The following is a 24,287-nucleotide window of genomic DNA, read 5'->3' on the forward strand; positions in this document are numbered from 1 at the left end:
GGAAGCAGAGCTTGCTATTTTTGATTTAGATGCGTTTTTATTAATCTTTTTTAGGAAGTAATAAAAAGAGCTACCAATTGGTAGCTCTTTTTAAAATGTCAGATAAATTTTACCGAACGATTAGTCGGGTGGTTACTTTAGTGGTTTTAGAACTTACCACTATCATATATACTCCCGAGCTAAACCTATTGGTAAAGGCCAGGTTAGTATGTAGGATACCGTTGGTATTCGTAACAGCTAATCCAGACTGAATAACGCTTCCTTGTGCATCGTACACTTGAATAGTTACCTCTTCGTTTGCTTTGAATTGGCTTGCTTCCAGGGTTACTTTATCACCAAGGTTCGGATTCGGATAAGCGGTAAGAGTAGTTTTAACCTCTTCGGCCACACCATTTTCACTCAAGGAACCAACCCCGATTCTAGCTGCAGTAGTGATTTGCGGTAGTACTTCGATAGCTGATACTTTCGGCATATCTGCAGCACCAGAAGTGAAGTTGATGTTCAGTACTCCATCCGTTACAGTTACCGGAATAGTTTCCAACACTGGACGCATCGCTCCACCTGCTCTGGCGTAGATGTCGTAATTGGTCAGTTTGCGACCGTTTTCTACATCTACGTTAAACTGACGGCGACCAGCAGCAGTATGGTAAACTTCAGCAAAGTGTAACACTACGTTCACTTGACCATTCTGTACTGGAATGCTGTACGTGAAGGCTGCCGCTGAACGCTCGGTACGGTACATCACATCATCAGTGGTATTTAGAATATCACCACTAGCAATCGAGTAAGTCCGGTTCGTGCCTCCAAAGTATTGATCGGCGCTGAACTGACGGTTGTTAGATGCTAAGAAAGCAGTTCCACCGGCATTGATGCGAATCGCGTTGGCAGTAACCACATTGTTTACTGTTACCGTAATCTGCTCGTCATCCATCATTACTGGTGAGCCGTTGTCTGTTACCCGTACCGTGAAGGTATAAGTGCCCGCCGTAGTTGGTGTCCAGGTGAATACCCCCGTCGAAGCATTAATTACCGCTCCGGTTGGGGCACTTACTAAAGAGTAAGCTTTTGTCTGGTTAGTATTCGCATCGGTGGCAGTAGCAGTGAAGGTCAGAGCCTGGTTCACCGTTACAGTTTTGTTGCCAATAGCCGCTAATACTGGAGCTACGTTGGTCACGGTTTGTGGAATCACTTCGATGGCAGATACTTTCGGCAGGTTAGCCGCTCCGCTAGTGAAGTTGATGTTCAACACACCATCTGTTACCGTTACTGGAATGGTTTCCTGAATAGCGCGTAATGAACCACCGGCTTTAGCGAAGATGTCGTAGTTAGTCAGCTTGCGGCTACCTTCTACATCTACGTTAAACTGACGACTACCGGCTCCACCTGTTCCTCTACCAGAAATTCCGAACCAAATTTCAGCAAAGTGTAACACTACGTTCACTTGACCATTCTGTACTGGAATGCTGTACGTGAAGGCTGCCGAAGAACGCTCGGTACGGTACATCACGTCATCGGTGGTATTCAGAATATCACCACTGGCGATAGATGAAGTACCAGCCGTGCCTCCGAAATACTGGTCAGCGCTGAACTGACGGTTGTTAGATGCTAAGAAAGCAGTTCCACCGGCATTGATGCGAATCGCGTTGGCAGTAACCACATTGTTTACTGTTACCGTAATCTGCTCGTCATCCATCATTACTGGTGAGCCGTTGTCTGTTACCCGTACCGTGAAGGTATAAGTGCCCGCCGTAGTTGGTGTCCAGGTGAATACCCCCGTCGAAGCATTAATTACCGCTCCGGTTGGGGCACTTACTAAAGAGTAAGCTTTTGTCTGGTTAGTATTCGCATCGGTGGCAGTAGCAGTGAAGGTCAGAGCCTGGTTCACCGTTACAGTTTTGTTGCCAATAGCCGCTAATACTGGAGCTACGTTGGTCACGGTTTGTGGAATCACTTCGATGGCAGATACTTTCGGCAGGTTAGCCGCTCCGCTAGTGAAGTTGATGTTCAACACACCATCTGTTACCGTTACTGGAATGGTTTCCTGAATAGCGCGTAATGAACCACCGGCTTTAGCGAAGATGTCGTAGTTAGTCAGCTTGCGGCTACCTTCTACATCTACGTTAAACTGACGACTACCGGCTCCACCTGTTCCTCTACCAGAAATTCCGAACCAAATTTCAGCAAAGTGTAACACTACGTTCACTTGACCATTCTGTACTGGAATGCTGTACGTGAAGGCTGCCGAAGAACGCTCGGTACGGTACATCACGTCATCGGTGGTATTCAGAATATCACCACTGGCGATAGATGAAGTACCAGCCGTGCCTCCGAAATACTGGTCAGCAATGAACTGACGGTTGTTAGATGCTAAGAAAGCTGCTCCACCCGCGTTGATGCGGATACCACTAACCACCGGACAGTTCTGATCCTTAGTAATAGTTACCTGTTGCGTTTTGCTGCAGCCAGAGGCATCTAATAGAGTTACAGTGTAAACACCAGGCTGTAAGTTGGTAGCCGTTGCGCCGGTTTGTACCGGAGTAGTGCTCCAGGTAATGGTGTAATTACCAGTACCGCCCGTGATGTTACTTACTGTGGCAGTTCCAGTTGTTGCGGTACACGCAATAACCGGGGCAGTAACATTAAAGGCTAAATTGTTGCGTTCCGGGATAGTAAATACTTTCGCAGTTTCGCATCCACCTGTTACATTTTCTTTTACATAGAATGTATAAGAGCCTGCAGCCATATTAGCAAATACCGGCGAGGTTTGGTAGCTACCGTTTGGTCCTAGTTTGTACAAGTAAGAACCAGCAGTAGAGTTAGCCACTCCGAAGGTAATGGAACCATTCGTTAAACCACATTCTGAGCCTAACACAGCTTGTTGCGTTAGAGTAACTGCGTTCGGGTTGGCAGAGGCGGCGAAGATTTCCATACCAGCTAATGCTACCCGGTTAACGGCTGGGTTAAACTTAACATCCAGTTTTCCGTCGGTTATATTTACTGCGAAATCTTTTACCAGGGCGGCTTTATAGCCCACTTCCCGGAAGATATCGAAGTTCGACAGACGGGTTTGGTTTTCCAGGTTGATACTAAATACCCGGGAACCTTCGGCAGTAAATGCGTTCTCTACAAAGTGCATCCGTACCATATAGTTACCATTAGCTACTGGTACAGAGTAGCGGGTTTCCGCTAAATCTGCCGCTGCTGACAGGTACGTTTGATACAGGGCGTCCTCATCGGTGCCAGCAATTGGCGTAGCTGCCGGTTTGTCTAACTGTATCGAACCTTGGCGGTAAGCTTTGTCTGCTTCCCAAACTTTACCATTTATGGTAACATTGGCATCAGCACCACCTTTTATGCGTTTTACCGCAGTAATCACGTTACAGTTATCATCGGCAATGCCGTACAGCGGAATCCGGAGTGGCGACAAGCTGTTATTATAATGTACCAGCAAGGCAGCATTCTTAATTCCTTGGCTATTTGACCGGAAGGTTACGGTTACAGTAGAAGTAGCCTGAGGAGCTATAGTAGTAACTGCAGGAGTAGCTACGCTAAATTCATTCAGGTTAGTACCTACTATTTCCAGGTTCTTAATGGTAATAGCCGGATCAGCAGTTCCATTGGTATAGGTTTGACCCAGGTTTTTCAAATCAACCGTACGGGTAAGGGCTACACCAATTTGACGAGAGCCAAAGTCGACAGCAGAAGTTACAGCTGCTAACTCAGAGTAATTTAAGGAACCAGCTTCTGGTTTAATATTACTCACGTAGAAAACATTGTCCTGATAATCGTAATTGGTAACCGTTGGCTGTCCAATATAATCATGGCCAATGATGTAAGTGTTCGGGATAATGTTACCGTTTGCATCTACCGCTTTCCATACACGCATACCAATTTTACCTTCGGAGTTCCGGGTACGGTCAGAGTAAGAACCGCTTACTTTAAATCCAAAGCTGCTGGTAGGGTTAAAGGTGCCTTCAGCTAATGTACCGGAGGTGCCATTTTTCAAAGGCAGCAAGCTTTGTCCATCCAGCGGATTATGCGTAAACACGGTAGAATTACTAGTAGAACCTTTCACGTAATACTGGAAGCTTTCGGTAGCTGCACAGCAACCGTGGTAAGCACCCATTTGTACTACATATACCGGTTTGCTGGCGTCGGCTCTGGTAAAGAAAGAAGATAAGATCTCATCTGTATTCAGTACCAGGCTGTTCCCTTCGTTGGTGCCATCGTTGGTGTTAAAGCCAACTTTAGTTTTGAAACCAAATGCCTGAATTATTTCCTGAGCGTGCGGTTCATTGCTGCCTTCACCTCTTGCTTGCCACATACCGTGCAAAACAATTTTCTTTTTCGGGTTCAGGTCATCATTCGACGCAAGCTGGAGCGTATCATTCAGAATTCTAATCCGGCCGCTGGTAAACTGGGCAATAAACTGGATACTTACTTCCACGGAGCTGCCCGGATTTACTGTAATCGGAGCGGCGGAGGTGGCATCGTAGTCTACGTTGTTTACTTTAGCTAATTTCCAACCAGTTGGATTAGAAAGAGTCATACTATTAATAGTAAGGGCTCCGGTTCCTTTGTTACTGATTCTCATTCTAACTACATCGTGGTTCCGGTTATAAGGAGTAAACGTGCCATCGTCATTGCTTCTCCGCCAAGGTAATTGGATGAGAGAAGCTACCAGGCGATCATTAGCCGGGAATTTATCTAAATTCTCTACTAACATATTGGCATTGCTCAGTTCTGGCTGCACGATGGTAAAGGAAACCGGATTCGTAATGGTTTCATTCTTATTACCATCAATTGCTTTGGTCCGCAGGCTGTAAGTTCCGGCAGTATTTACTAAAATTGGGGCAAAGTATTCTTTAAATGGCTCATTGTTGAGACTATAAAGTATCTGCGCTAATTCTGAGCCACCTGCGTCGGAGGCACTTACAGTAGCAATAACCTGGTTCCGGTAAACGCCCGCTGTTTGCAAGGTGCCTTTTAATTGTACGGCAACAACTGGTGGCATAAAGTCACCTTCGGCCGTTGCAGGATCTACGATTACAAAAGCAATTTTTGTGTTCGTGCCTCCAGTGGCGTCAATGGTGAGTTTACCATCGGTTACATTTATGGTAGTGGTAACAATTCGGTTAGGCACCTGAGCAGTAGGTACGAAGTTGGTGATAACCGGTACTCCTTCTACGTTAATCTGGTGATTGCTATCAAAGAAGTCAGGGTCACCTACGCCAACTGTTACGTTATACTGACCTGGGTTTACTTTCATTTCCCAGGTACCTGGAGTTTGACCGGTTGCTGTTCCTTGCATTAAAGCTAAGGTTCTTAAGCGGGCTTCTACCGTGGTGGAAGTACGTTCGCGCATGTTGGCGGTATGATCCTTCGGTTCTTTCGTTGTTGGGTTTACCCAACCATAGCCGCGGGTGTCATTGTAAGCTAAACCGACATCTGCCACGTAACCAGTAGGTGTAGCAGAAGTAGCTAGCTGGAAGTTTACCTTAATCGCATTCGGGCTTAGATCGCCTATCCGTAGGTTAATTGTTAAAACAGCATTTGTAAATCCGGTAGCGGCAGCAGTAACCGTAGCGGTGTACACGCCGGCGGTTAAGCCGTTTGTATTTACTCCGAAAGACACATCTCCTAAAGCTGCTGATGGCAGTACTAACCAGTTGCTGTTAGCCGATTTAGTAAATGTAAGAGCTGTTGGAGTACCGTTTTTAGCTTCTAAAGTAAGCGTTTTAGCTCCAACTGTACCGTTTACCGGTGCAGTAAAGTTAAGATTGCTAGCATTGAAAGCTAAGGATTTACGAGTTCCGGCAGGAATTACGTTCCGCAGTACGAAAACGTAATCTTGATAATCGCCATTCGAGGCATCTTCAAAACAAACCAGGTAGCTGTTAGGTACCAATTCGCCTTGGCGGTTTTTCAAAGGATAAGTACGTACAGCGTGTAAGGCCGGCCCACCTGCATTTAACTGATCTTCGGTGTAAGAAAGGCGGTTTTCTAAACCAACCACGTAAATACCGAAGGTAGCAGTTGCTGGATTGAACTGATCGGAACCAGCTACAATCTGTGGGAATAAAGCATTATGCTGCCCAAATATACCGGATAAGGTGCCAACAGATGAACGAACCGGAGTATTATTATTCTTAGTGTAATACCCAAACGGTAATTCTTGGTTTGGCGAATAACGGGCTACCGGAGTGATCGTTACCTGGCCTTCACCGGCTTTCTCAAATTGCTGAACGGCCACTTCTTCTCCCTTCAAGGTAGTTTGGATGCCGCCTGCTAAACTAGTCCAGCCAACGTTAATGTTGTATCCTAAGGTATTTACCACTGTTTGTAGTGGGGGCTCGTTATTGCCTTCGTAACCATTCAACGACATGGCATATAAGCCAACGTTAAGGGCCGGAGAGTTAACGGCATTGCTGTTAATCGTTAACGCTGCATTAAAAGTACTCACTACACTTAAGTTGCCGGGAGCAAATGCTACTTGCAAGGTTTTCGTCTCATCCGGTGCCAAGGAGTTGCCGGTTGGTTCGTTTTCCATTGTCAAGGTCTGCACCGTAAAATTGCTCGCATTTACACCACCAATAGCAATAGTACCCAGGTTAAGGGTGTTAGTGCCGGTATTGGTAATAGTAAGGCGTTTTGTAACAGTGGTATTTTTAAGCGCATCGAACACCAGTTCTTCGTTGCTTACCGCAATAGTAGCGGAGGCAGCCGGGCTATTTACCTGTAAAGTAACGGGTAGAGTAGCACTGGTATAACCTTCGGCAGATACAGTAACAGTAGCATTGTACGTGCCAGGTAATAACCCAGCTTCGTTAATACCAAAAGTTAAGGAACCTAGAGCAGCGGTTGGTAAAGTTAACCAAGGGCTGTTTGCCGATTTGGTTATGGTTAAAACCGGAGTACCGTTGCTGGCAGAAAGGGTCACTGTTTGCGGAACAGTAGTAGAACCTGGCGTATACGTAAACGCTAAAGATTGGCTGGAGAAAGTAAGTTGTTTTGCCACGGTTGCCCCATGAGGTTTCACGTTGCGTACAATTACTACAATATCCTGATAATCAAAGCCGCTTACATGTTCTTCGGTAGCTACAATGTAGGCATTCTCTATTACGGTTCCTTCGTCATCTTTCAACGGATAAACCCGAACGTGATGTGGTACTGCTCCGGTAAAGTTGTTTAGCGCATCTTCGCTGTACAAGTGCCGGTTAGCGAAGTAAGGCCAGCGTGAATAGAATCCAAAGGAGGCAATACCTGGGTCGAAAGAAAGCGTACCGTTGGTTTGCACGTCTACTGTCTGATAATTATTGTTATCAACGGTAAACAATTCGTTCTTTGCATTGGCATCGCCGGTAGTATACCAGCCGAAACCAGCTACAATACCACCTGCATCCTGCGGACCAAACACGGATAAAGGTTCTACAGTTACCGGACCATCTACCGCCCGTTGGAAGGCCTGAATAGCTACTTCTTCTCCTAATAAAGGCGCTTTAAAGTTGGTGCTGTGAATGATGTTGGTAGATTTATTATCGTCTCCTACGTTCACATGAATACCATGTACATCCAAAACAGCCTGAAGTGAAGGTTCATTAGAGCCTGATAAACCAATTGTTCCTAATCCGCTTAGTTTTACCTCTTTTACCGGGTTATTGGTGCTGCTTACTAATAAGCTGGCTGTTTTTACTCCGGTAGTAGTAGGGTTAAAGGCTACGTTAAAAGTAATAGCGCTGCCACGAGCAATAGTTACCGGAGAAGTAACACTTGGGGCTGGTGCTCCTATTAACTGGAACTGACCTTTGTCTACGCCGTCGAGGGTAATTCCCGTAACGGTTAAGTTGCTGTTACCTGTGTTGGCAATGGTAATGGTATGGTTTTTACCAGCCGCACCACCAACTACGTCGTTGTCTACTACTTCAGATGGGCTTACGTTAGCAATTCCTACCTGAGCTGAAGGAGCAGTTGCTTTCAATAACACTATTTGTGCGGTTTTACCACTAATGTTATTCCAGTTATACTCAATTACGTACAGGTTACCGGTTTCTACATCTTCGGTAATATCCAGCGGGTTAGTAAAGCCAGATAATCCAGTGATACCGTCTGTACCGGAACCAGTTTGCGCACCGATAATGTCATAAATTTTATCGTCACTATCAGCTGAGCTAACGGCTGGGTCTTTCGCCATAGAACCCGGTTCTAACACGATGATATCGCTACCACCGCTGAAACGGCACACTAGTAATCTGCCTTTCAGAGCACCATTAAAGGCATTGCTCTTGTATTCAATGGCTCCGTTAGGTGATTTGTTCAACTCAAAGTTGTACGCCGCACCGCGGTAATTAGCATCCGGTACTTGCGTTGTAGCATACTTTGGATTATCCAGATAGCCTCGGTTAGCTACATACTCGCCCCGAAGTGGGTTAGGATGGCCATAGAAGCCTACTGGTTTCAGTGGGTTAATGCGGAATAACCAGTCGTTCTGTACTTTAATTCCGGTAGTGGCTGGTACAATTGGCCCATTATAGAAGGTTCCGTTTGGCCGGCGAGTACCCGCTACAGAAGCAGGTGAGTTACCACCAGCGGCCGAACCGTTCGCAGGAACATATAACTGGCCATTTGAATGCCATACTAAGTCAACCGCATTACGAACGCCAGAAGCATAAATAGTTAAAGGCGAATTAGTGGCATATGGGTTGTAGGTGCCATCAGAGAAACGAATATTATCTGTAGGAGCATTATTAATTAAAGCTTGGTTAGAAGTTGTCCGTACATCCAGTGGCAATGGTAAGCCAGCTAATTTATTTAAGTCTAAACGCAATACAGTAGCCGCTAATAAACTCTCGTCCCGCTGCCAGGTACCGTCGTAGCTTCCCATAGAGCTTAAGCTGCCTTGATTAAAATACAAAGCACCATCTGGACCAAAAGCAATACTGTTTACCAGGTGATCTGCTTTGGAACGCGGTAACTTAGTTAAAATCAGTTCTTCGGTTCCTAAATCCGGACCGCTCAGGCGAGAAATGTTACCATCGAACTCCGGAGCATTAGTAAGTCCGGCGCTGCAATGCGACACGTAAGCAATCAGGTTAGTAGCTGTTGCATTAGGAGCAAAAGTTAAACCTACTGAAGAACGTAAGCCGTACTTGTTGGTTAACGATTTAATTTCTACAACTCCGGACAGCATGCCGGTTGTATGATCTACAGTAAAGCGCTCAATAACACCATCTAAACGTAAAGCATAGAATTTACCATCCGGACCAAACGTTAAGCAGGTGTATTTTTTACCCACTGTTCCCGGAATTACCTGTTTCGGCGCAAATTCTGCCGCAACTGGGTTCGGAGTGCCAGTGGTGGTGTTGCCGGTAGTAAAGTTTGCTTCGTAAGGCAAGAAGGCTGCACCACTGTAAGATTTTACCTGATTTGTGATTACAAACCGATACTTGGTATTTGGTTCCAAGGCAAAAGCTGGGGAGAAGCTAATCGCATCACCACCACCCGTTCCTTGTACTACGCCTTGTATTTCGGTAGTGGTAGTACCGCTTACTTTTAACAGCTTAACTGTATTTACAGTTAAAGTAGAATTATCTACCCCACCCTTAAAGCCCGTTACTTCTGGTACGTATAAACTGTTTGCAGCAATGCTGGCAGTATTTACACTTACATTAGTAGCACCATTAGCAGGAGTTGAAGAAATAACATAAGGCTGATTACTGCCGGGCGCTAACACGGTAATTTGAATTAACGTACTGGCGGTTGTATATCCCGTAGCAGAAGCTGTAATAGTAGCGGTGTAGGTTCCTACTGCCAGCGACTTAGCTGCTGTGTAATCGAAGGTTACGTTAGGTTCACTGCTGTTATGAGTGGCATCGAAGCTTAACCAATTAGTTGCTCCGGCGCTATAAGTAGCAGTTAAAGATATTGGTAAATTATCCAGGTCAGCGGAGTTACCTAAATCCAGGGAGAAGGTTTTGTTTGTCTCCGTAGTTCCTCTTTCAATTACCAGGCTATGATCACTAGCTGACCAAATCAAATAAGGCGCTACATTTATCGGTGTAATAAGCGCCGAATTGATTTTGGTATTTATACCGCCATCGGCATTAATGGTCAGGAAGCCATCGGTTACGTTTACCCGCACTTTTGCTGATTTAAAGCGAGTGGCTGTTCCAGCTGTTCCACTAGGCACAAAATTGGAGATCGCATTTACGCCTTCTATGTTCAAAGTGTGGCTTTCAGGCACCGTTCCTGGATCAGAATCACCAGCCGAAACGGTAACATCGTACGAACCATTAGGTACTTTTATTTCCCAGTATCCTTCCGTTTTTGTACCGTTAAATGTGCCTTCAATAGTATTGGCCTGCATGTGCATGAGGGTAGCCTGCAACACATCGGCTGGGGTAGTACGCTTGCGTCCATTACCCGGAGTAGTTCCACCTACCGATAAATCCAGCAGGGCTCCAGTTGAACGATTTTTCCAGCCATATTCTAGATTAGTGCCTTGATTCAGGCCAGTTTTTAAACCAAATGGCTGTCCATAATCTTTAACCCAACCTGTTGGTGGTACCGTAGCCGGATCCTGGAAGTTTACTTTAATTTCCTGAGCCGTAACCGGAGAATTGATGGTTAAGTTAATTAACAAGGTAGCCGGTTCGTATCCTTCGGCAGTAGCGGTAACAGTTGCTTCGTAAATACCAGGAGCCAGAGCAGAGCTAAAGTTATTGGCACCAAAAGCCACATTACCTAAGCTGGCAGTTGGTAAAGTAAGCCAACTAGCCGGAGTACTGCTGAAAGTAACCGCAGGGGTACCTTGGCTAGCAGATAAAACGGTTAATTTAGAGGTAACTGATTGACCTTGTGTAGCCGTAAAATCCAGCGCGTTTGGCGCAAAAGCTAGTACTTTACCTCCTGTATTCTCTTTAGTTAATGAGAAGTTTTCGAAGGTGAAAGTAACCGGGCTAGTAGCATTGCGATGCGTGGCAAAAATACCAGCATATGCTGCTTTGCCAGATAAAGCTAAATTAGCAATATCTAAAGCTGCCGTAGCATAACGGGCACCTACGTTCAGGTAAGTAATGCCGTCGGTAGAATAGAAACCTTCTAATTTGTTGTTTACCAGGTCTACTACTAAACGCAGGCGTACTGTTTGGTTGTTCAACCCGGTAATCGCATTCAATAATATCCGTTGATCGGGGTTATTTAAACCATTATTTACAGCATCAGTAGAAGAAACATCATTCAATTCCTGACGCATCTCTATTTTATTACCGGAAACAGCCAGTTTTACAAATGTTTTATCGTTCAAACCTAACCATAAACCAGCTTGTTCAGATAGAGTGCCATTGAAAGGATTTATAATGGTTGTTTCAAGAGTAAGTTTACCATTAGCTAAAACCCCTACGCCTAAAGTATTTACCTGGTTATTATTAGCTAAGAAGGAAATACCTTTATTGGTCAGAACGTTTAATTTACCATTGGCTATAGTTAATCTGGAAGGTTCATAACCTGTTACAGCGGTAGTGGAGGTGCCATCTGCTGTTAAGCGGGTACCTGTATGCGCATCTACCATTGTAAAGCCGGTAGCTAGGTTATTCTTATCAGATAAACCACCTTCGTTGCCGTCAAAATTAAGTACAAATGGTAATGGTACATTAATTTGTTCGCAAGGCAAAGTGCTGATAGGCGAGCAAGGTACTACAACCGGAGCGGCTTCTACGTTAACAGTAAAGGAAACACTGGTAGCGGCAAGCGCTTTATCGGTAGCTGTAATTTTAACTGCTATACTTGTTGCACTGGCTGGAGCCGTACCACTAAAGGTTTGCGTATTAGCATTAAACTGTAACCAAGTAGGTAAAACGCTGCCGTTAGCTAAAGAAGCACTATACGTCAGCACATCTCCAGCATTCGGATCTGAGAAAGAGCCGGTTATAAAGGAGAAAATTTGACCCGCCGTAATGGTTTGGGTTTCCGGAGCCGAAACTACGATTGGTGCTACGTTTACTGCCTGTACGGTAAGTGTAAACTCGGTACTTATTGTTGCCTGACCATCGGTAGCGCTAACTTTTATCGGATAAATAGCTGCACTTGTGGGAGTACCACTAAACGTTTTAGTAGCCGCATTGAAAGTTAACCAGGCAGGTAAAGCATTGCCATTGGTTAAGCTAGCAGTTAAAGTCAGCGGGTTGTTATCTGCATCGGAGAAAGTATTGGCAGGTACCTCAAAATTGAAGTTGGTGCCAGTAGTAATGGTTTTATCGCCGATAAGAGTAGCCACAACCGGTGCCTGATTGGCTGGTGTAGTTTGCGGGGTAATGCTGAAATTATCGAAGCTATATGTAACTGGGGTAGTTCCGTTGCGGTGGGTGCCGAAAATACCAGCGTACACTTTATTTCCGGTAAGCCCCATGCCTGCAATACTCAACCCTTTTTGTGGATAACCATCTCCTACATTCACGTAGGTTGTTCCGTCAACGGAGTAAAATCCTTCTACAGTATTGGCTGTTGGATCTACGATTAAACGTAAACGTACAGTTTGTTTGTCCAAACTACTAATAGCAGAGGTATTACGACGGCTAGGATCAGTAAGGTCCGAAGTTATTGGCGATTGGTCGTTTAATTCCTTCCGCAATACAACCCGGTTATTATTAATTGCTAACCGAACAAAAGTTTTATCATTTAAACCGTACCATAAGCCCGCTTGCTCATCGTTACTACCCCGGAAAGGATTAATAATAGTAGTTTCCAGAGTAAACCGACTGTTGCTGGCGTTAAATTCAACACCTAAGCCGTTAATCTGGTTGTTATTGCCTACAATGGAAATACCTTTATTGGTTACAATAGCTAGTCTGCTATTGGCCACGGTTAATTTGGATGGTTCATATCCTCTGATTTCAGAAGTTGCAGAGCCATCGGCAGTTACCCGGAAACTGGTATAAGCATCAGCCATTGTAAATCCAGTTCCTTTTCCGTCTTTATCAAGCAATCCACCTTCGCTGCCGTTAAAATTTAAATTGAAAGGCAAGGTTGCGGCAATTTGATTACACGGTAAAGTACTGTTTGGCGGGCATCCTACTGCTGGAACCGCTTCTACGGATAAATTAAATTCGGTACTTACTGAGGCTTTTCCATCATTGGCAGTTACTCTAATTACGTAATTTGCCGCACTAGTGGGTGTGCCGCTGAAGGTTTTATTGGTAGTATTGAATACTAACCAAGCAGGTAGCGCATTACCATCCGCTAAAGTAGCCGTTAAAGTTAAGTTATCCTGATCGGCATCGGAGAAAGTAGTAGCCGGCACTTCAAAAGCGAAAGCCGAACCCACCGTAGTGGTTTTGCTGCTAATGGCATTGGCTACTATTGGAGCAGTATTCGCCGGTATTACATCGTTCACCGAAATGGTTACCTGCGTAGTAGCCGATTGTACGGGCGAACCGTTATCGGTTGCTAGTACGGTTAAGGTGTAAGTGGGCGTAGTTGCATAATCTAACCCCTCGGCCAGCGTAATTACTCCAGTACCCGCGTTAATAGCAAATTTACCAGCTTGGTTGCCGGCAGTAATGCTGTAGGTTAACGCATTGTTTTCCGCATCTGTGGCAGATACGCTACCAATCTCAGCCCCAATACTGGCATTCTCATCTTTATTGAAAGAATAACTCGTGCTGGCAAATACCGGTGCCTGATTAACGGGAGTAGCTGCTTCTACCGCTAGGCTAAATATAGTACTTACAGATGCTTTGCCATCGGTAGCAGTTACTTTAATAGAATATGTAGCCGCACTTTCGGGAGTACCGCTAAATAAATTGCCATTAAAGTTTAACCAAGTTGGTAAGGCACTGCCATCAGATAAAGAAGCTGTTAAGGTTAAGTCATCCTGATCGGCATCGGTAAAAGTGTTACCCGGAACTTCCAGCGAGAAAGCTGTACCTGTGGTAGCCGTTTTGTTGCCTATATTATTAGCAACGATTGGAGCAGCATTACCAGGTACTTGCTCAGTAACGTTAATAGTTACCTGAGTGGTAGTTGAAAGAACCGGTGAGCCATTATCCGTAGCTTGCACCGTTAAGGTGTAGGTAAGCGCAGAAGCGTCCTGTAAACTAGCGGCCAGCGTTAATTCTCCGCTAACGGCATCAATCGCAAATTTAGCAGCTTCATTCCCTGCTACAATGCTATAAGAAATAGTTTGATCTAGGGCATCAGCAGCTTTAACTGATCCGATTATAGTATTGATGGGTGCGCTCTTATCTTGATTAAAGGAATAAGCGGAACTTGCAAATACCGGGATCTGGTTTGCCACAGCAGCAGCGTCTACAGACAAATTAAATTCAGTATCAATGGAAGTTTTTCCGTCGGTAGCCGTTACTTTGATAGTGTAATTGGCTGCACTTTCGGGAGTACCGGTAAAAGTAGTACCGTTAAAACTTAACCAAGCTGGCAAGGCATTGCCATCCGCTAAAGTAGCCGTTAAAGTTAAGTTATCCTGATCCGCATCGGAGAAAGTGCTAGCCGGCACTTCAAAAGAGAAAGCCGAACCCACAGTAGCGGTTTTGCTGCTAATGGTATTGGCTACTATGGGAGCAGTATTCGCTGGTATTACATCGTTCACTGAAATGGTTACCTGCGTAGTAGCCGATTGTACGGGCGAACCGTTATCGGTTGCTTGTACAGTTAAGGTGTAAGTGGGCGTAGTTGCATAATCTAACCCCTCGGCCAACGTAATTACTCCAGTACCCGGGTTAATAGCAAATTTACCGGCTTGGTTGCCGGCAGTAATGCTGTAAGTTAACGCATTGTTTTCCGCATCCGTGGCAGAAACGCTACCAATCTCAGCCCCAATACTGGCATTCTCATCTTTATTGAAAGAATAACTCGTGCTGGCAAATACCGGTGCCGTGTTTACCGCGGTGGGTAAAATTTCAATGGCGTTAATGATGGCTTTATCCTTTGAAGCCACAAAATCAATGTTTAACGCATCGTCCAATACGTCTACATCAAAAGTGCGGGTAACAAGTACTTTGTTCTTATTGCCGCCAGCAACGTACAAATCCAAATCATCTATAACAGTGTTCCCTTCTAAGGCTACATCAAATATCCGGCTATTGGCTGCTGTATGAAAATTTTCTACCATGTGTAATTTCACGGTGTATTTACCAGCAGTAATCGGAATTTTGTAACCTAAATTAACGCCAAATCGCCGTTCGTGATATAAATCAGGAACAGCAACACCAGTCATTCCAAAACTTACTGCACTAACTTCTCCAGGTATAAGGGCATAGTAGGTATCAGCATTGAAAACATCCGTGCCTACTGTCCGCTGAATACCTCCAGCATTAATCCGGTAGGGAGCAGTTACTAATGGAAGCTGAATGGGCTCTCTGCTAACAGAAAAGTTATCGAAAGTAAAAACGGGTGGAGTGGCAGTAGTAGCATTCCGGTAAGTACTATAAACTCCCCCATAAGTTGCTTTGCCGGAGAACTCCATGCTGGCAATGTTTATGTACGAGGGGTAAGTAGTGGTAGTATAACGCGCACCTGCGTTCAGGTAAGTAATGCCATCCGTTGAATAAAATCCTTCTAACTTACCATTTAGTAAGTCCACTACCATCCGTAACCGTACAGTTTGGGTATTAAATCCGGATATAACAGTAGTTACCCGTAAATCCGGGTTCGATAAATCAGAGGTTGCAGAGGTATTAGAAACATCACCGACTTCCCGGCGCATTTCTACTTTGTTACCGGTAACAGCCAGTTTAAAGAAGTTTTTATCGTTCAACCCGAACCACAAACCTCCTTGTTCTGAGTTTGTTCCATTATAAGGATTAATCAGGGTTGTTTCTAAAGTAAGCTTTCCCATTGAGGGAATAGGTACCCCTAAGGCATTGATCTGATTATTATTGGTAATAAAAGCAATCCCTTTATTAGTAACAATGCTCAACTTGCCATCAGCTACTGTTAATTTAGAAGGCTCATAACTTGGTCGGGTAAGATCGCTTGGCGTACCATCAGCTGCATTTCTGGTACCCGAATAAGGATCCACCATAGTGAAACCCGTGCCAGCAATACCGGTTTTATCCGCTAAGCCACCTTCCGTACCGTCGAATGTCAGGTTAAAAGGCAAGGCCACTTCATCAGCCAACGCTGTTTCTTGGGCGTACAAAGGTATCAGATTGTTGCTGCCTCGTTTCCGGGCAGGCTTTGCCTGTAGCTTCGAATCTTTTTCGACCTGCTTCAGAACCGGAGGCAAAATATCGACCGGTGGGGTTAAAGTAAATAGGTCGCTTTTAAAAAGATCTTTCCTGAGCCAGGTTGATAATCCGGTATCCTGGAAATAATTAAACGCATAAGTTTGTAGACTTACTGCCAGGCCTATTAGAATTAATATAGGCCACGACCGGGCTAGTAAGCTACCTTGCCAATAAGGGGAGTTGTATTTCTTCTCCATTTTTTAATTTTATTAGTGGTAGATGTTAATGGTTGGTTTAAGGTGTTATAAAGGCTTTTAGTAATTATTCTTTCTTCTCGAATAGAAGCTATATGAGATAGAACTAGGATTGTGAATTTTGTTTTGGAAGATTAAGGCAAAAAGATCTCGGGTAAGTACCAAATTAGCTTGGCTTACTAGGTAGTTTGTTGAATAAGAATAGCTTTTAGCTAATTGGAGGTATATGTCTTTATCTGAATAATATAAGTATTTGTTTAATGGTTAATATTTTATTTAAGTTTAAGCAATAGAATCTCCTTTACCTTTATTACAAAGGCATTAACAATCAACCATTAGATATTTTTGGAGCGGGTTTATAAAGTGAGAGCATCTAAGAGATACTCTTATTATTAAAGATTTTGTTAAATCTTATTATTATGTTTCCCTTTTTAAGGAAGTATATTTTATTCTTTGTTCATTTAATTATTACACCTGTTCTAAAGATGAATTTAAACTAATTCCTTGCTTAGTTACATTCTATCTCTTAATACGTAAATTTAGTGTCAATTTTATATATAAAGCAAATAATATATATAAATATTTACTTTTATTTTAATTTATGTAATAGTGGTATATAATTTCTAAGCCAAAGTCTTTGAAAATGATTAAATGCTTCTTGTAATAATTAGAAAGAAAGTTTATTTGGATATGGAACACAATCAGATGCCTTTAACTATCTTCGTTTAGTTAAGAGGGATATTTATAGTTTTATGACAAACAGTTATACTTCCACGCTAATTGGTAAGAAGTAATTTTATAAATTAGGCCTTATTTTATAGCTATGCTACTCTTCCTGATACTTGTAATTTCCTTTGCTTTACAGTTTTTTTTACCTTGGTGGATTGTGGCTCCGGTGAGTTTTGGCTTGGCTGCCTGGCATGGACGTACAGGTAGTAATGCTTTTTGGGCAGGTTTTGCCGGGGTTGGATTAGGCTGGCTGCTACTAAGTACTTTTATTCATGTTCGTACCGAAGGCATTTTAACGGAAAAAGTAATAAAGCTTTTTAGTTTACCGCATCCAACGTTATTGTTACTCATAACTGCTTTAATCGGCGGTTTAGTGGGTGGAGTGTGCGCTTGGTCTGGGTACTGTTGCCGCCAACTAACATAAGTTTATTTATGCTTTGATAGCTCTTATTAGTTAATAGTATTACTTATTTATCCTGTCCGTTTACTGCGTCAAATGCTTTTCTTCCATACTGTTAGTACCCCGTTACAAAAAGTAAGTTTAATTTTTGTTCTGATACTAGTCTTTGCTTTGCCGATTAACAGCTTTGCCCAGAATGGTACATCTAAACTTACTATTGAAAAAATTATGCAGGGAACTGGTTTTACTGGCACCCCGCCAAGTAATATTTCATGGTCCGAAGATGGTAGCCGCATTTATTTCAACTGGAATCCGGAAAAAGCAAAAAAAGATTCACTCTATGTAGTGGATGCAGCGGGTAAAGGCATCCGCAAGGTTAGCCGCCCGGAAAGAGAAAACTTATCCACTCAGAATGGCCAGTATAACCGGGCATTTACCCGAAAAGTGTACGAAAAAGATGGCGATATTTACCTGTACGAAAGTAAAACCAATAAAAACCGGCAACTTACCAAAACTCTGGAATTAGAAACCAATCCGGTTTTTAGCGGTGATGAACAGCAGGTAATTTTTACGCAAAATTCAAATTTGTTTGCGTTGCATCTAACTACAGGTCAACTCGCGCAAATAACTCATTTTATAAAAGGCACAAAAAAAGCAGAAGATAAAAATAGCCAGGAAAAATGGCTGGAGCAGCAGCAGTTGGCTTTATTTGATATTGTAAAAAAACGTACCGAAGAGAAGAAAAGTCAAGAGCTGGAAAAACAAAAGATTCTAAGAAAACAGCCAAAAGAAATATTTACCGGCGAAAAATGGGTAGATAATGCTGTTCTCAGCCCTAATGGAAAATTCGTAACGTATAATTTAGTGCTTCGCCCAACCAATGCCGAAAAAACGAATGTTCCTAATTACGTTACCAGTTCCGGCTTTACCGAAGATATTCCTTCCCGAACCAAAGTGGGAGCACCATTAGCTGCTTCGGAGATGGGTTTGTACGATATAGAAAAAGATACCACCTACCAGATTTATTTTAAAGATATAAAAGGTATAACGGATCAGCCTGCTTTTCTTAAAAAAACAGATAAATCTCAGCCTCCCCGGCCGGTAGTATTTTACGGGCCATTTTGTTCGGATAACGGGAAAAATGCAGTACTGGTGCTTCGTTCGTTGGATAATAAAGATCGCTGGTTGGTACAGTTTAACCCAATTACCCGTAACCTGAAAGTTTTGGAACGCCAGCACGACGAAGCCTGGATTAACGGTCCCGGAATCGGCTATGAGGCCGGAGATTTAGGCTGGTTACCGGATAATGAAACTATCTGGTTTCAGTCGGAAGAAACAGGTTACTCGCACTTATATACTATTAATACCCGCACCAATCAGAAAAAAGCCTTAACGAAGGGTAAATACGAGGTTTCGGCCGTTCGGCTTGCCCGAGATAAAAAAAGCTGGTATTTCCAGGCAAATAAAGTACATCCGGGCGAATTGCATTTTTATCGATTACCCTTAAACGGGGGCGACCCCGAGCAGCTAACTTCTGGAGTTGGTAACCACGAGGTCACGCTTTCGCCGGACGAAAAAACCTTGGCTATCCGGTATTCTTACACGAACAAACCCTGGGAGTTATATGTAATGCCCAATCGTAAAGGAGCCAAACCGTTTCAAATAACCCATTCTTTAACCGAAGAATTTAAGGCTTATCCGTGGCGTGATCCGGAAGTTACCAGTTTTAAGGCCCGTGATGGGGCTGAAGTTTTTGCCCGTATTTACCGCCCGGCAGCAGCTATTTCAAACGGACCAGCCGTGGTATTTGTACACGGAGCTGGTTACCTGCAAAATGCGCATAAATGGTGGAGTCAGTATTTTCGGGAGTATATGTTTCATAACTTTCTGGCAGACCAGGGTTATACGGTAATGGACATTGATTACCGGGGTAGTGCTGGTTACGGCCGCGACGTGCGCACGGGTATTTACCAGTTTATGGGCGGTAAAGATCTTACTGACCAGGTGGATGGGGCTGGTTATCTGATAGAGAAGTACGGGGTAAATCCTAAAAAGATAGGAATTTACGGCGGCTCGTACGGCGGTTTTATTACCCTTATGGCCCTGTTTACGCAACCCGATGTATTTGCAGCCGGAGCGGCTCTCCGTTCCGTAACTGATTGGGCGCATTATAACCATGAGTATACTTCTAATATTCTGAATGAGCCTTTTACCGATTCTATAGCATACGTTAAAAGTTCGCCTATTTACCACGCGGCCGGTCTAAAAGGTGCGTTGCTCATGTGCCATGGTTTAGTAGATACCAATGTGCATTTTCAGGACATAATCCGCCTGACTCAGCGATTAATTGAGCTTAAAAAAGAAAATTGGGAATTGGCCGTTTACCCCGTCGAAGATCATGCCTTTACCGAACCTAGCAGTTGGACCGATGAGTACAAACGCATCTTTAAACTATTCGAAGCCAATTTAAAATAAGGGAAACATGTGCAGCGGGTTGATTTAGTAAATTTTATTTTTCTAACCGCCACAATTCTAAGAAAGTACTTATTATCAAAACAAATTAGTAAATTAAATCTAAAATAATGCACGACGAATACGTTCAGGGTGCTTTTACCATTTCCACGAACCCTGCTAAACTACAAGTAGAAGTTATTCATCGGTATTTAACGGAGGATTCTTACTGGGCACAGAATATTTCACGAGCACTCGTGGAAAAATCTATCCAGCACTCTTTTAATTTCGGCGTATACTATCACCAAGAGCAAGTAGGTTTTGCCCGGGTAGTTACGGATTACGCTACATTTGCCTTGCTTTGCGATGTATTTATTTTGCCGGCTTACCGTGGTAAAGGTTTATCGAAATGGTTAGTTAGTGTAATTGTAGCACACCCGGAACTACAGGGCTTGCGGCGTTTTTCGTTGTATACCAAAGATGCCCATTCTTTATACGCAACTTACGGTTTTCAGCAAATTGCTGATCCAACCCGCGCCATGGAAATTAAGAATTCTAATCCTTACCAAAGTTAAATTACTTTTAATTAATAATCTGTTCTATTTAAAAGTATACGATAGGGCTACTCCGTTCCCCTCCAGGCGATTGTAAGTAGGCGTAATAGAAAAGCCTGACTGGTTGTTCTTTTTGTGCAGATGAGGTACTAGTATGCCCACCGTGGTGCCAATCCCATAACCTAAGAGTACATCACTTAAAAAATGCTTCCCAGCTTTTAGCCGTAAATAACTTACCGATGCAGGTAAAGCAGCCGCTACTCCCCAAACTACTGGGCGTAAACGAGAATCCGGATTAAAATCGCTAAATACCTTGGCAACAAAAAAAGTAGCGCTAGCTGTAGCGGCGACGTGGCCAGCAAAAAAAGAATTGTTCGCGTTTTTGGTGGTTCGGGTACGTAAAGGGGCTTCCGTGCCATAAACTAAAGGACGTTTCCGATAAACCAGACCAGCCGTCATGGCATAAATAGAACCGGTAACGGCCATTGTTTCGGTATATAATAAAAGTATTTGCGGCCCATTCTGAAAGGCTTTCTTATCGATGATCAAAGCTAAAGGCAATGCAAAAGAAGTGTAAAGGGGAACATCACTGAAATTATTGGCGCTTTCTGAATAATTTCCGGCGGTAAATCGATCAAAAGCGTTTACATCGGCTTTGGTTAAGTTAGCTATCTCATTCGGTTCTAAACCATGTTTGTTGCTTATTAAATACAAACCCAAGCCGCTTATCGCAACTCCGCCACCAACAATGGGCGCATCTACTTTAAAAGAAGTTTTATACGGCGATTGCGCCTGACTAAAGCCCGCCAGCGAAATTTGAAAGAATACAATTACAAGTAAAAATTGATTTTTCATACTAAATTTATAACCACTAATAGCCTCTCAGCACTTTACTTAATAAACACGGTTTTCAAACGCTAATCTCCAGTAAAAGTTATTCTGCCATTAATCTGGCGCCTTTTCTAAATCAATTAAGTTTTTAACTAAAGGCAAATTTGCCTGGCTATAAACTGATTTAATTTGATGCTAAAAGCTTCCTAAACTTTTCCCTTCTATTTTATGCAGTAAAGATTAAATGAGGAGGTTGGTATCTTTGGCAGGAATGAACCGGGTGATTAAATGCATTAGACTGAAGAGAAAAATGGTAAAAGAGAGGTACTATATTGTTATAGTTGAAAGGTATGAACTAGGCCTGCTTTTAAAATATTGGGCTTAGGTATTATAGAATACTGCCGGAGGTAAGTATCTTTAGCCGCGCAAATTATTTTAAATGAGCCAAACACCCTTCACCAAGGTAGAAATTTTTGTTATATACCTGATTCTCGGTCTAATCATTTTCGGTATTGTGCTATCACGTACCGATCCGTACTGGTTTGAATTTACTTATGCCGTAGAAGATGGATTTATCGAATGGATGACCGTATTACCTTTACTGGCATCTATGATAATATCCTTAAAAAGGTTGTTAAAACTTTATAAAACCCGAAATTGGTTGTTTTCTTTAACCTTGTTGGGAATAGCGGTGTTCTCCTTTTTTGCTGCCGGCGAAGAGTTAAGTTGGGGACAACGCCTGTTTCATCTGGAAAGCTCTACTTTTTTTGAAAAAAATAATGCGCAGCATGAAACCAATATTCATAACTTAATTATTGGGGGGCAAAGCATTAATATTCTTGTTTTTTCCCGGTTACTTATTATAGTGGCGGCCTTATATTTACTAGGGCTTCCCATTCTTTATCAACGCTCAGTTGTTGTTTCTTCTTTTGTTAACCGGGCGGGTATACCTGTAGCCCGCGGTTATCAAATAATAGCTTTTTTAACCGTTTTTATTCTTATATCGCTGTGTCCTTTAGGTAAACGGGCCGAATTACTCGAATTTGGGGGTTGTTATTTATATTTTCTGATCGTACAGTTCCCCAAAAACAGAAATATTTATGCCTTACCGCATTAACTCTATCTGTCAGCAGAATAATATTTTTTCCATTCCGTTAAATTTATTTTAGCTTTGCACCGGTTTTGCTAACCGGTAAAAGCTATTTCTAACAAGATAACTAATTAGTAAAAAATATGGCTTATTTATTTACTTCGGAGTCTGTTTCAGAAGGACATCCTGATAAAGTTGCCGATCAAATTTCCGATGCCCTGCTCGACGAATTCTTAAAACAAGATCCGCAGTCGAAAGTAGCTTGCGAAACTTTGGTAACAACGGGTTTAGTAGTATTAAGCGGCGAGGTGAAAACCCGGGCGTACGTAGACGTGCAAAAAGTAGCCCGCGACGTTATCAAGAACATTGGATACACCAAATCTGAATATAAATTTGATTCCGAAGCTTGCGGTGTTATTTCTGCCATTCACGAGCAATCCGGAGATATAAACCAGGGCGTAGAACGGGCTAACCCGGAAGATCAGGGTGCCGGCGACCAGGGAATGATGTTTGGATATGCTACCAACGAAACGGACACTTATATGCCGTTAGCGCTGGAACTATCGCATTTACTTTTAAAAGAACTATCGGCCATCCGGAAAGAAGGAAAAGAGATGACTTACCTTCGGCCAGATGCTAAATCGCAGGTAACTATCAAATACAGCGATAATCATACGCCGGAAAAAATTGACACTATTGTTATTTCAACGCAGCACGACGATTTTGCCAGCGAAGAAGAAATGTTGCAGACTATTAAAAAGGATGTGCTGAATATTTTAATTCCTCGGGTTAAATCTATTTTACCAACTCGTACAGCGGATCTGTTCGTAGAAGATATTACCTACCATATTAACCCAACCGGTAAATTCGTAATTGGTGGCCCGCATGGCGATACCGGTCTAACCGGCCGTAAAATTATAGTAGATACGTACGGAGGCAAAGGCGCCCACGGAGGCGGGGCTTTCTCGGGTAAAGATTCGTCTAAAGTGGATCGTTCGGCAGCTTATGCTACCCGGCATATTGCTAAAAACTTGGTTGCTGCGGGTGTGGCTGACCAAGTATTGGTACAGGTGGCGTATGCAATTGGAGTAGCCGAACCCGTTGGCGTTTATGTAACTACTTACGGTTCTACTAAAGTAAAAGACGCCCAGGGGAATACTATGAGTGACGGTGAGATTTCTGAAAAGGTGAGCCAATTATTTGATATGCGGCCTTACGGTATTGTAAAACGATTTGGTCTGCAAAACCCTATTTTCTCTGAAACCGCTGCTTACGGCCACATGGGCCGGCCTTCCGGTACTAAAAAAGTAGAAGTTCAGGTTAATGGTAAAGTAGAAGTACGCGAGTTTGAAACATTTACCTGGGAAAAGCTTGATTACGTAGATCAAATAAAGGCTGCCTTCAGCCTCTAAAATTTATTTACATAAACAAAAAAGCGAAGCTGGTACCGTACCAGCCTCGCTTTTTTGTTTATGAGTGATAGCTTAATGAGTGGTTATTTTGTCTTTATATTTTTTTAGCTGTCGGGTCATTGAGTCCAATGCTTTATCGGTAGCCGTTTCAAAAGAATCGGCTTCTTCTTTAGTAAATAAAGTGCTGCCCGGCACAAAAAGTTTTATCTCTACAATCTTATTCGCAATCTGGTTATTATTATCTAACTTCAGAAAAACTTCGCCTTCAATGATGCGGTCGTAGAATGTTTCTAATTTATTTACTTTCTGTTGAACAAAGTCTTGTAATTGCGTACGTGCATCAAAATTGACAGCATTGATTTGTAATTTCATAGTCGATAAATAGTTA

At 43.1% G+C, this 24,287-nt stretch carries 8 protein-coding genes; 5 read left to right on the plus strand and 3 right to left on the minus strand.

Going from position 1 to position 24,287, the window contains the following annotated elements:
- Positions 1 to 109: 109 nt before the first annotated feature.
- Entirely contained in the window at positions 110 to 16,435 is a 16,326-nt protein-coding gene (locus HUW48_RS26225; RefSeq protein ID WP_182413747.1) for a malectin domain-containing carbohydrate-binding protein, read from the minus strand.
- An 820-nt stretch (positions 16,436 to 17,255) separates the two neighbouring features.
- On the opposite strand from HUW48_RS26225, the gene HUW48_RS26230 reads away from it, so the two are divergent.
- The 3 genes from HUW48_RS26230 (at position 17,256) to HUW48_RS26240 (ending at position 20,587) form a co-directional block, all read left to right on the plus strand.
- On the plus strand, positions 17,256 to 17,585 hold the full coding sequence (locus HUW48_RS26230) for a hypothetical protein (RefSeq protein WP_182413748.1): 330 nt from the start codon (positions 17,256 to 17,258) through the stop codon (positions 17,583 to 17,585).
- Between the two features lie 72 nt (positions 17,586 to 17,657).
- Complete coding sequence (locus tag HUW48_RS26235; protein WP_182413749.1) at positions 17,658 to 20,036, plus strand: prolyl oligopeptidase family serine peptidase; 2,379 nt, start codon at positions 17,658 to 17,660, stop codon at positions 20,034 to 20,036.
- A 107-nt stretch (positions 20,037 to 20,143) separates the two neighbouring features.
- Complete coding sequence (locus HUW48_RS26240; protein WP_182413750.1) at positions 20,144 to 20,587, plus strand: GNAT family N-acetyltransferase; 444 nt, start codon at positions 20,144 to 20,146, stop codon at positions 20,585 to 20,587.
- Positions 20,588 to 20,611: 24 nt separating this feature from the next.
- Here the strand turns inward: HUW48_RS26240 and HUW48_RS26245 are convergent, their stop codons facing one another.
- Positions 20,612 to 21,421 carry a phosphatase PAP2 family protein gene (locus HUW48_RS26245; RefSeq protein ID WP_182413751.1) on the minus strand — a complete coding sequence of 270 codons (810 nt, stop codon included), beginning with the start codon at positions 21,419 to 21,421 and terminating at the stop codon, positions 20,612 to 20,614.
- Positions 21,422 to 21,836: 415 nt separating this feature from the next.
- On the opposite strand from HUW48_RS26245, the gene HUW48_RS26250 reads away from it, so the two are divergent.
- Positions 21,837 to 22,514 (plus strand): hypothetical protein, encoded by a 678-nt coding sequence (locus HUW48_RS26250; protein ID WP_182413752.1) that lies wholly within the window; start codon positions 21,837 to 21,839, stop codon positions 22,512 to 22,514.
- Between the two features lie 116 nt (positions 22,515 to 22,630).
- Positions 22,631 to 23,899 (plus strand): methionine adenosyltransferase, encoded by a 1,269-nt coding sequence (gene metK / locus HUW48_RS26255; RefSeq protein ID WP_182413753.1) that lies wholly within the window; start codon positions 22,631 to 22,633, stop codon positions 23,897 to 23,899.
- 72 nt (positions 23,900 to 23,971) lie between these two features.
- Here the strand turns inward: metK and hpf are convergent, their stop codons facing one another.
- The gene (hpf, locus tag HUW48_RS26260) at positions 23,972 to 24,271 is read right to left on the minus strand and encodes a ribosome hibernation-promoting factor, HPF/YfiA family (RefSeq protein WP_182413754.1); all 300 of its coding nucleotides are present in this window, start codon (positions 24,269 to 24,271) and stop codon (positions 23,972 to 23,974) included.
- Positions 24,272 to 24,287: the final 16 nt, after the last annotated feature.

Source organism: Adhaeribacter radiodurans (assembly GCF_014075995.1).
Taxonomy (GTDB): Bacteria; Bacteroidota; Bacteroidia; order Cytophagales; family Hymenobacteraceae; genus Adhaeribacter; species Adhaeribacter radiodurans.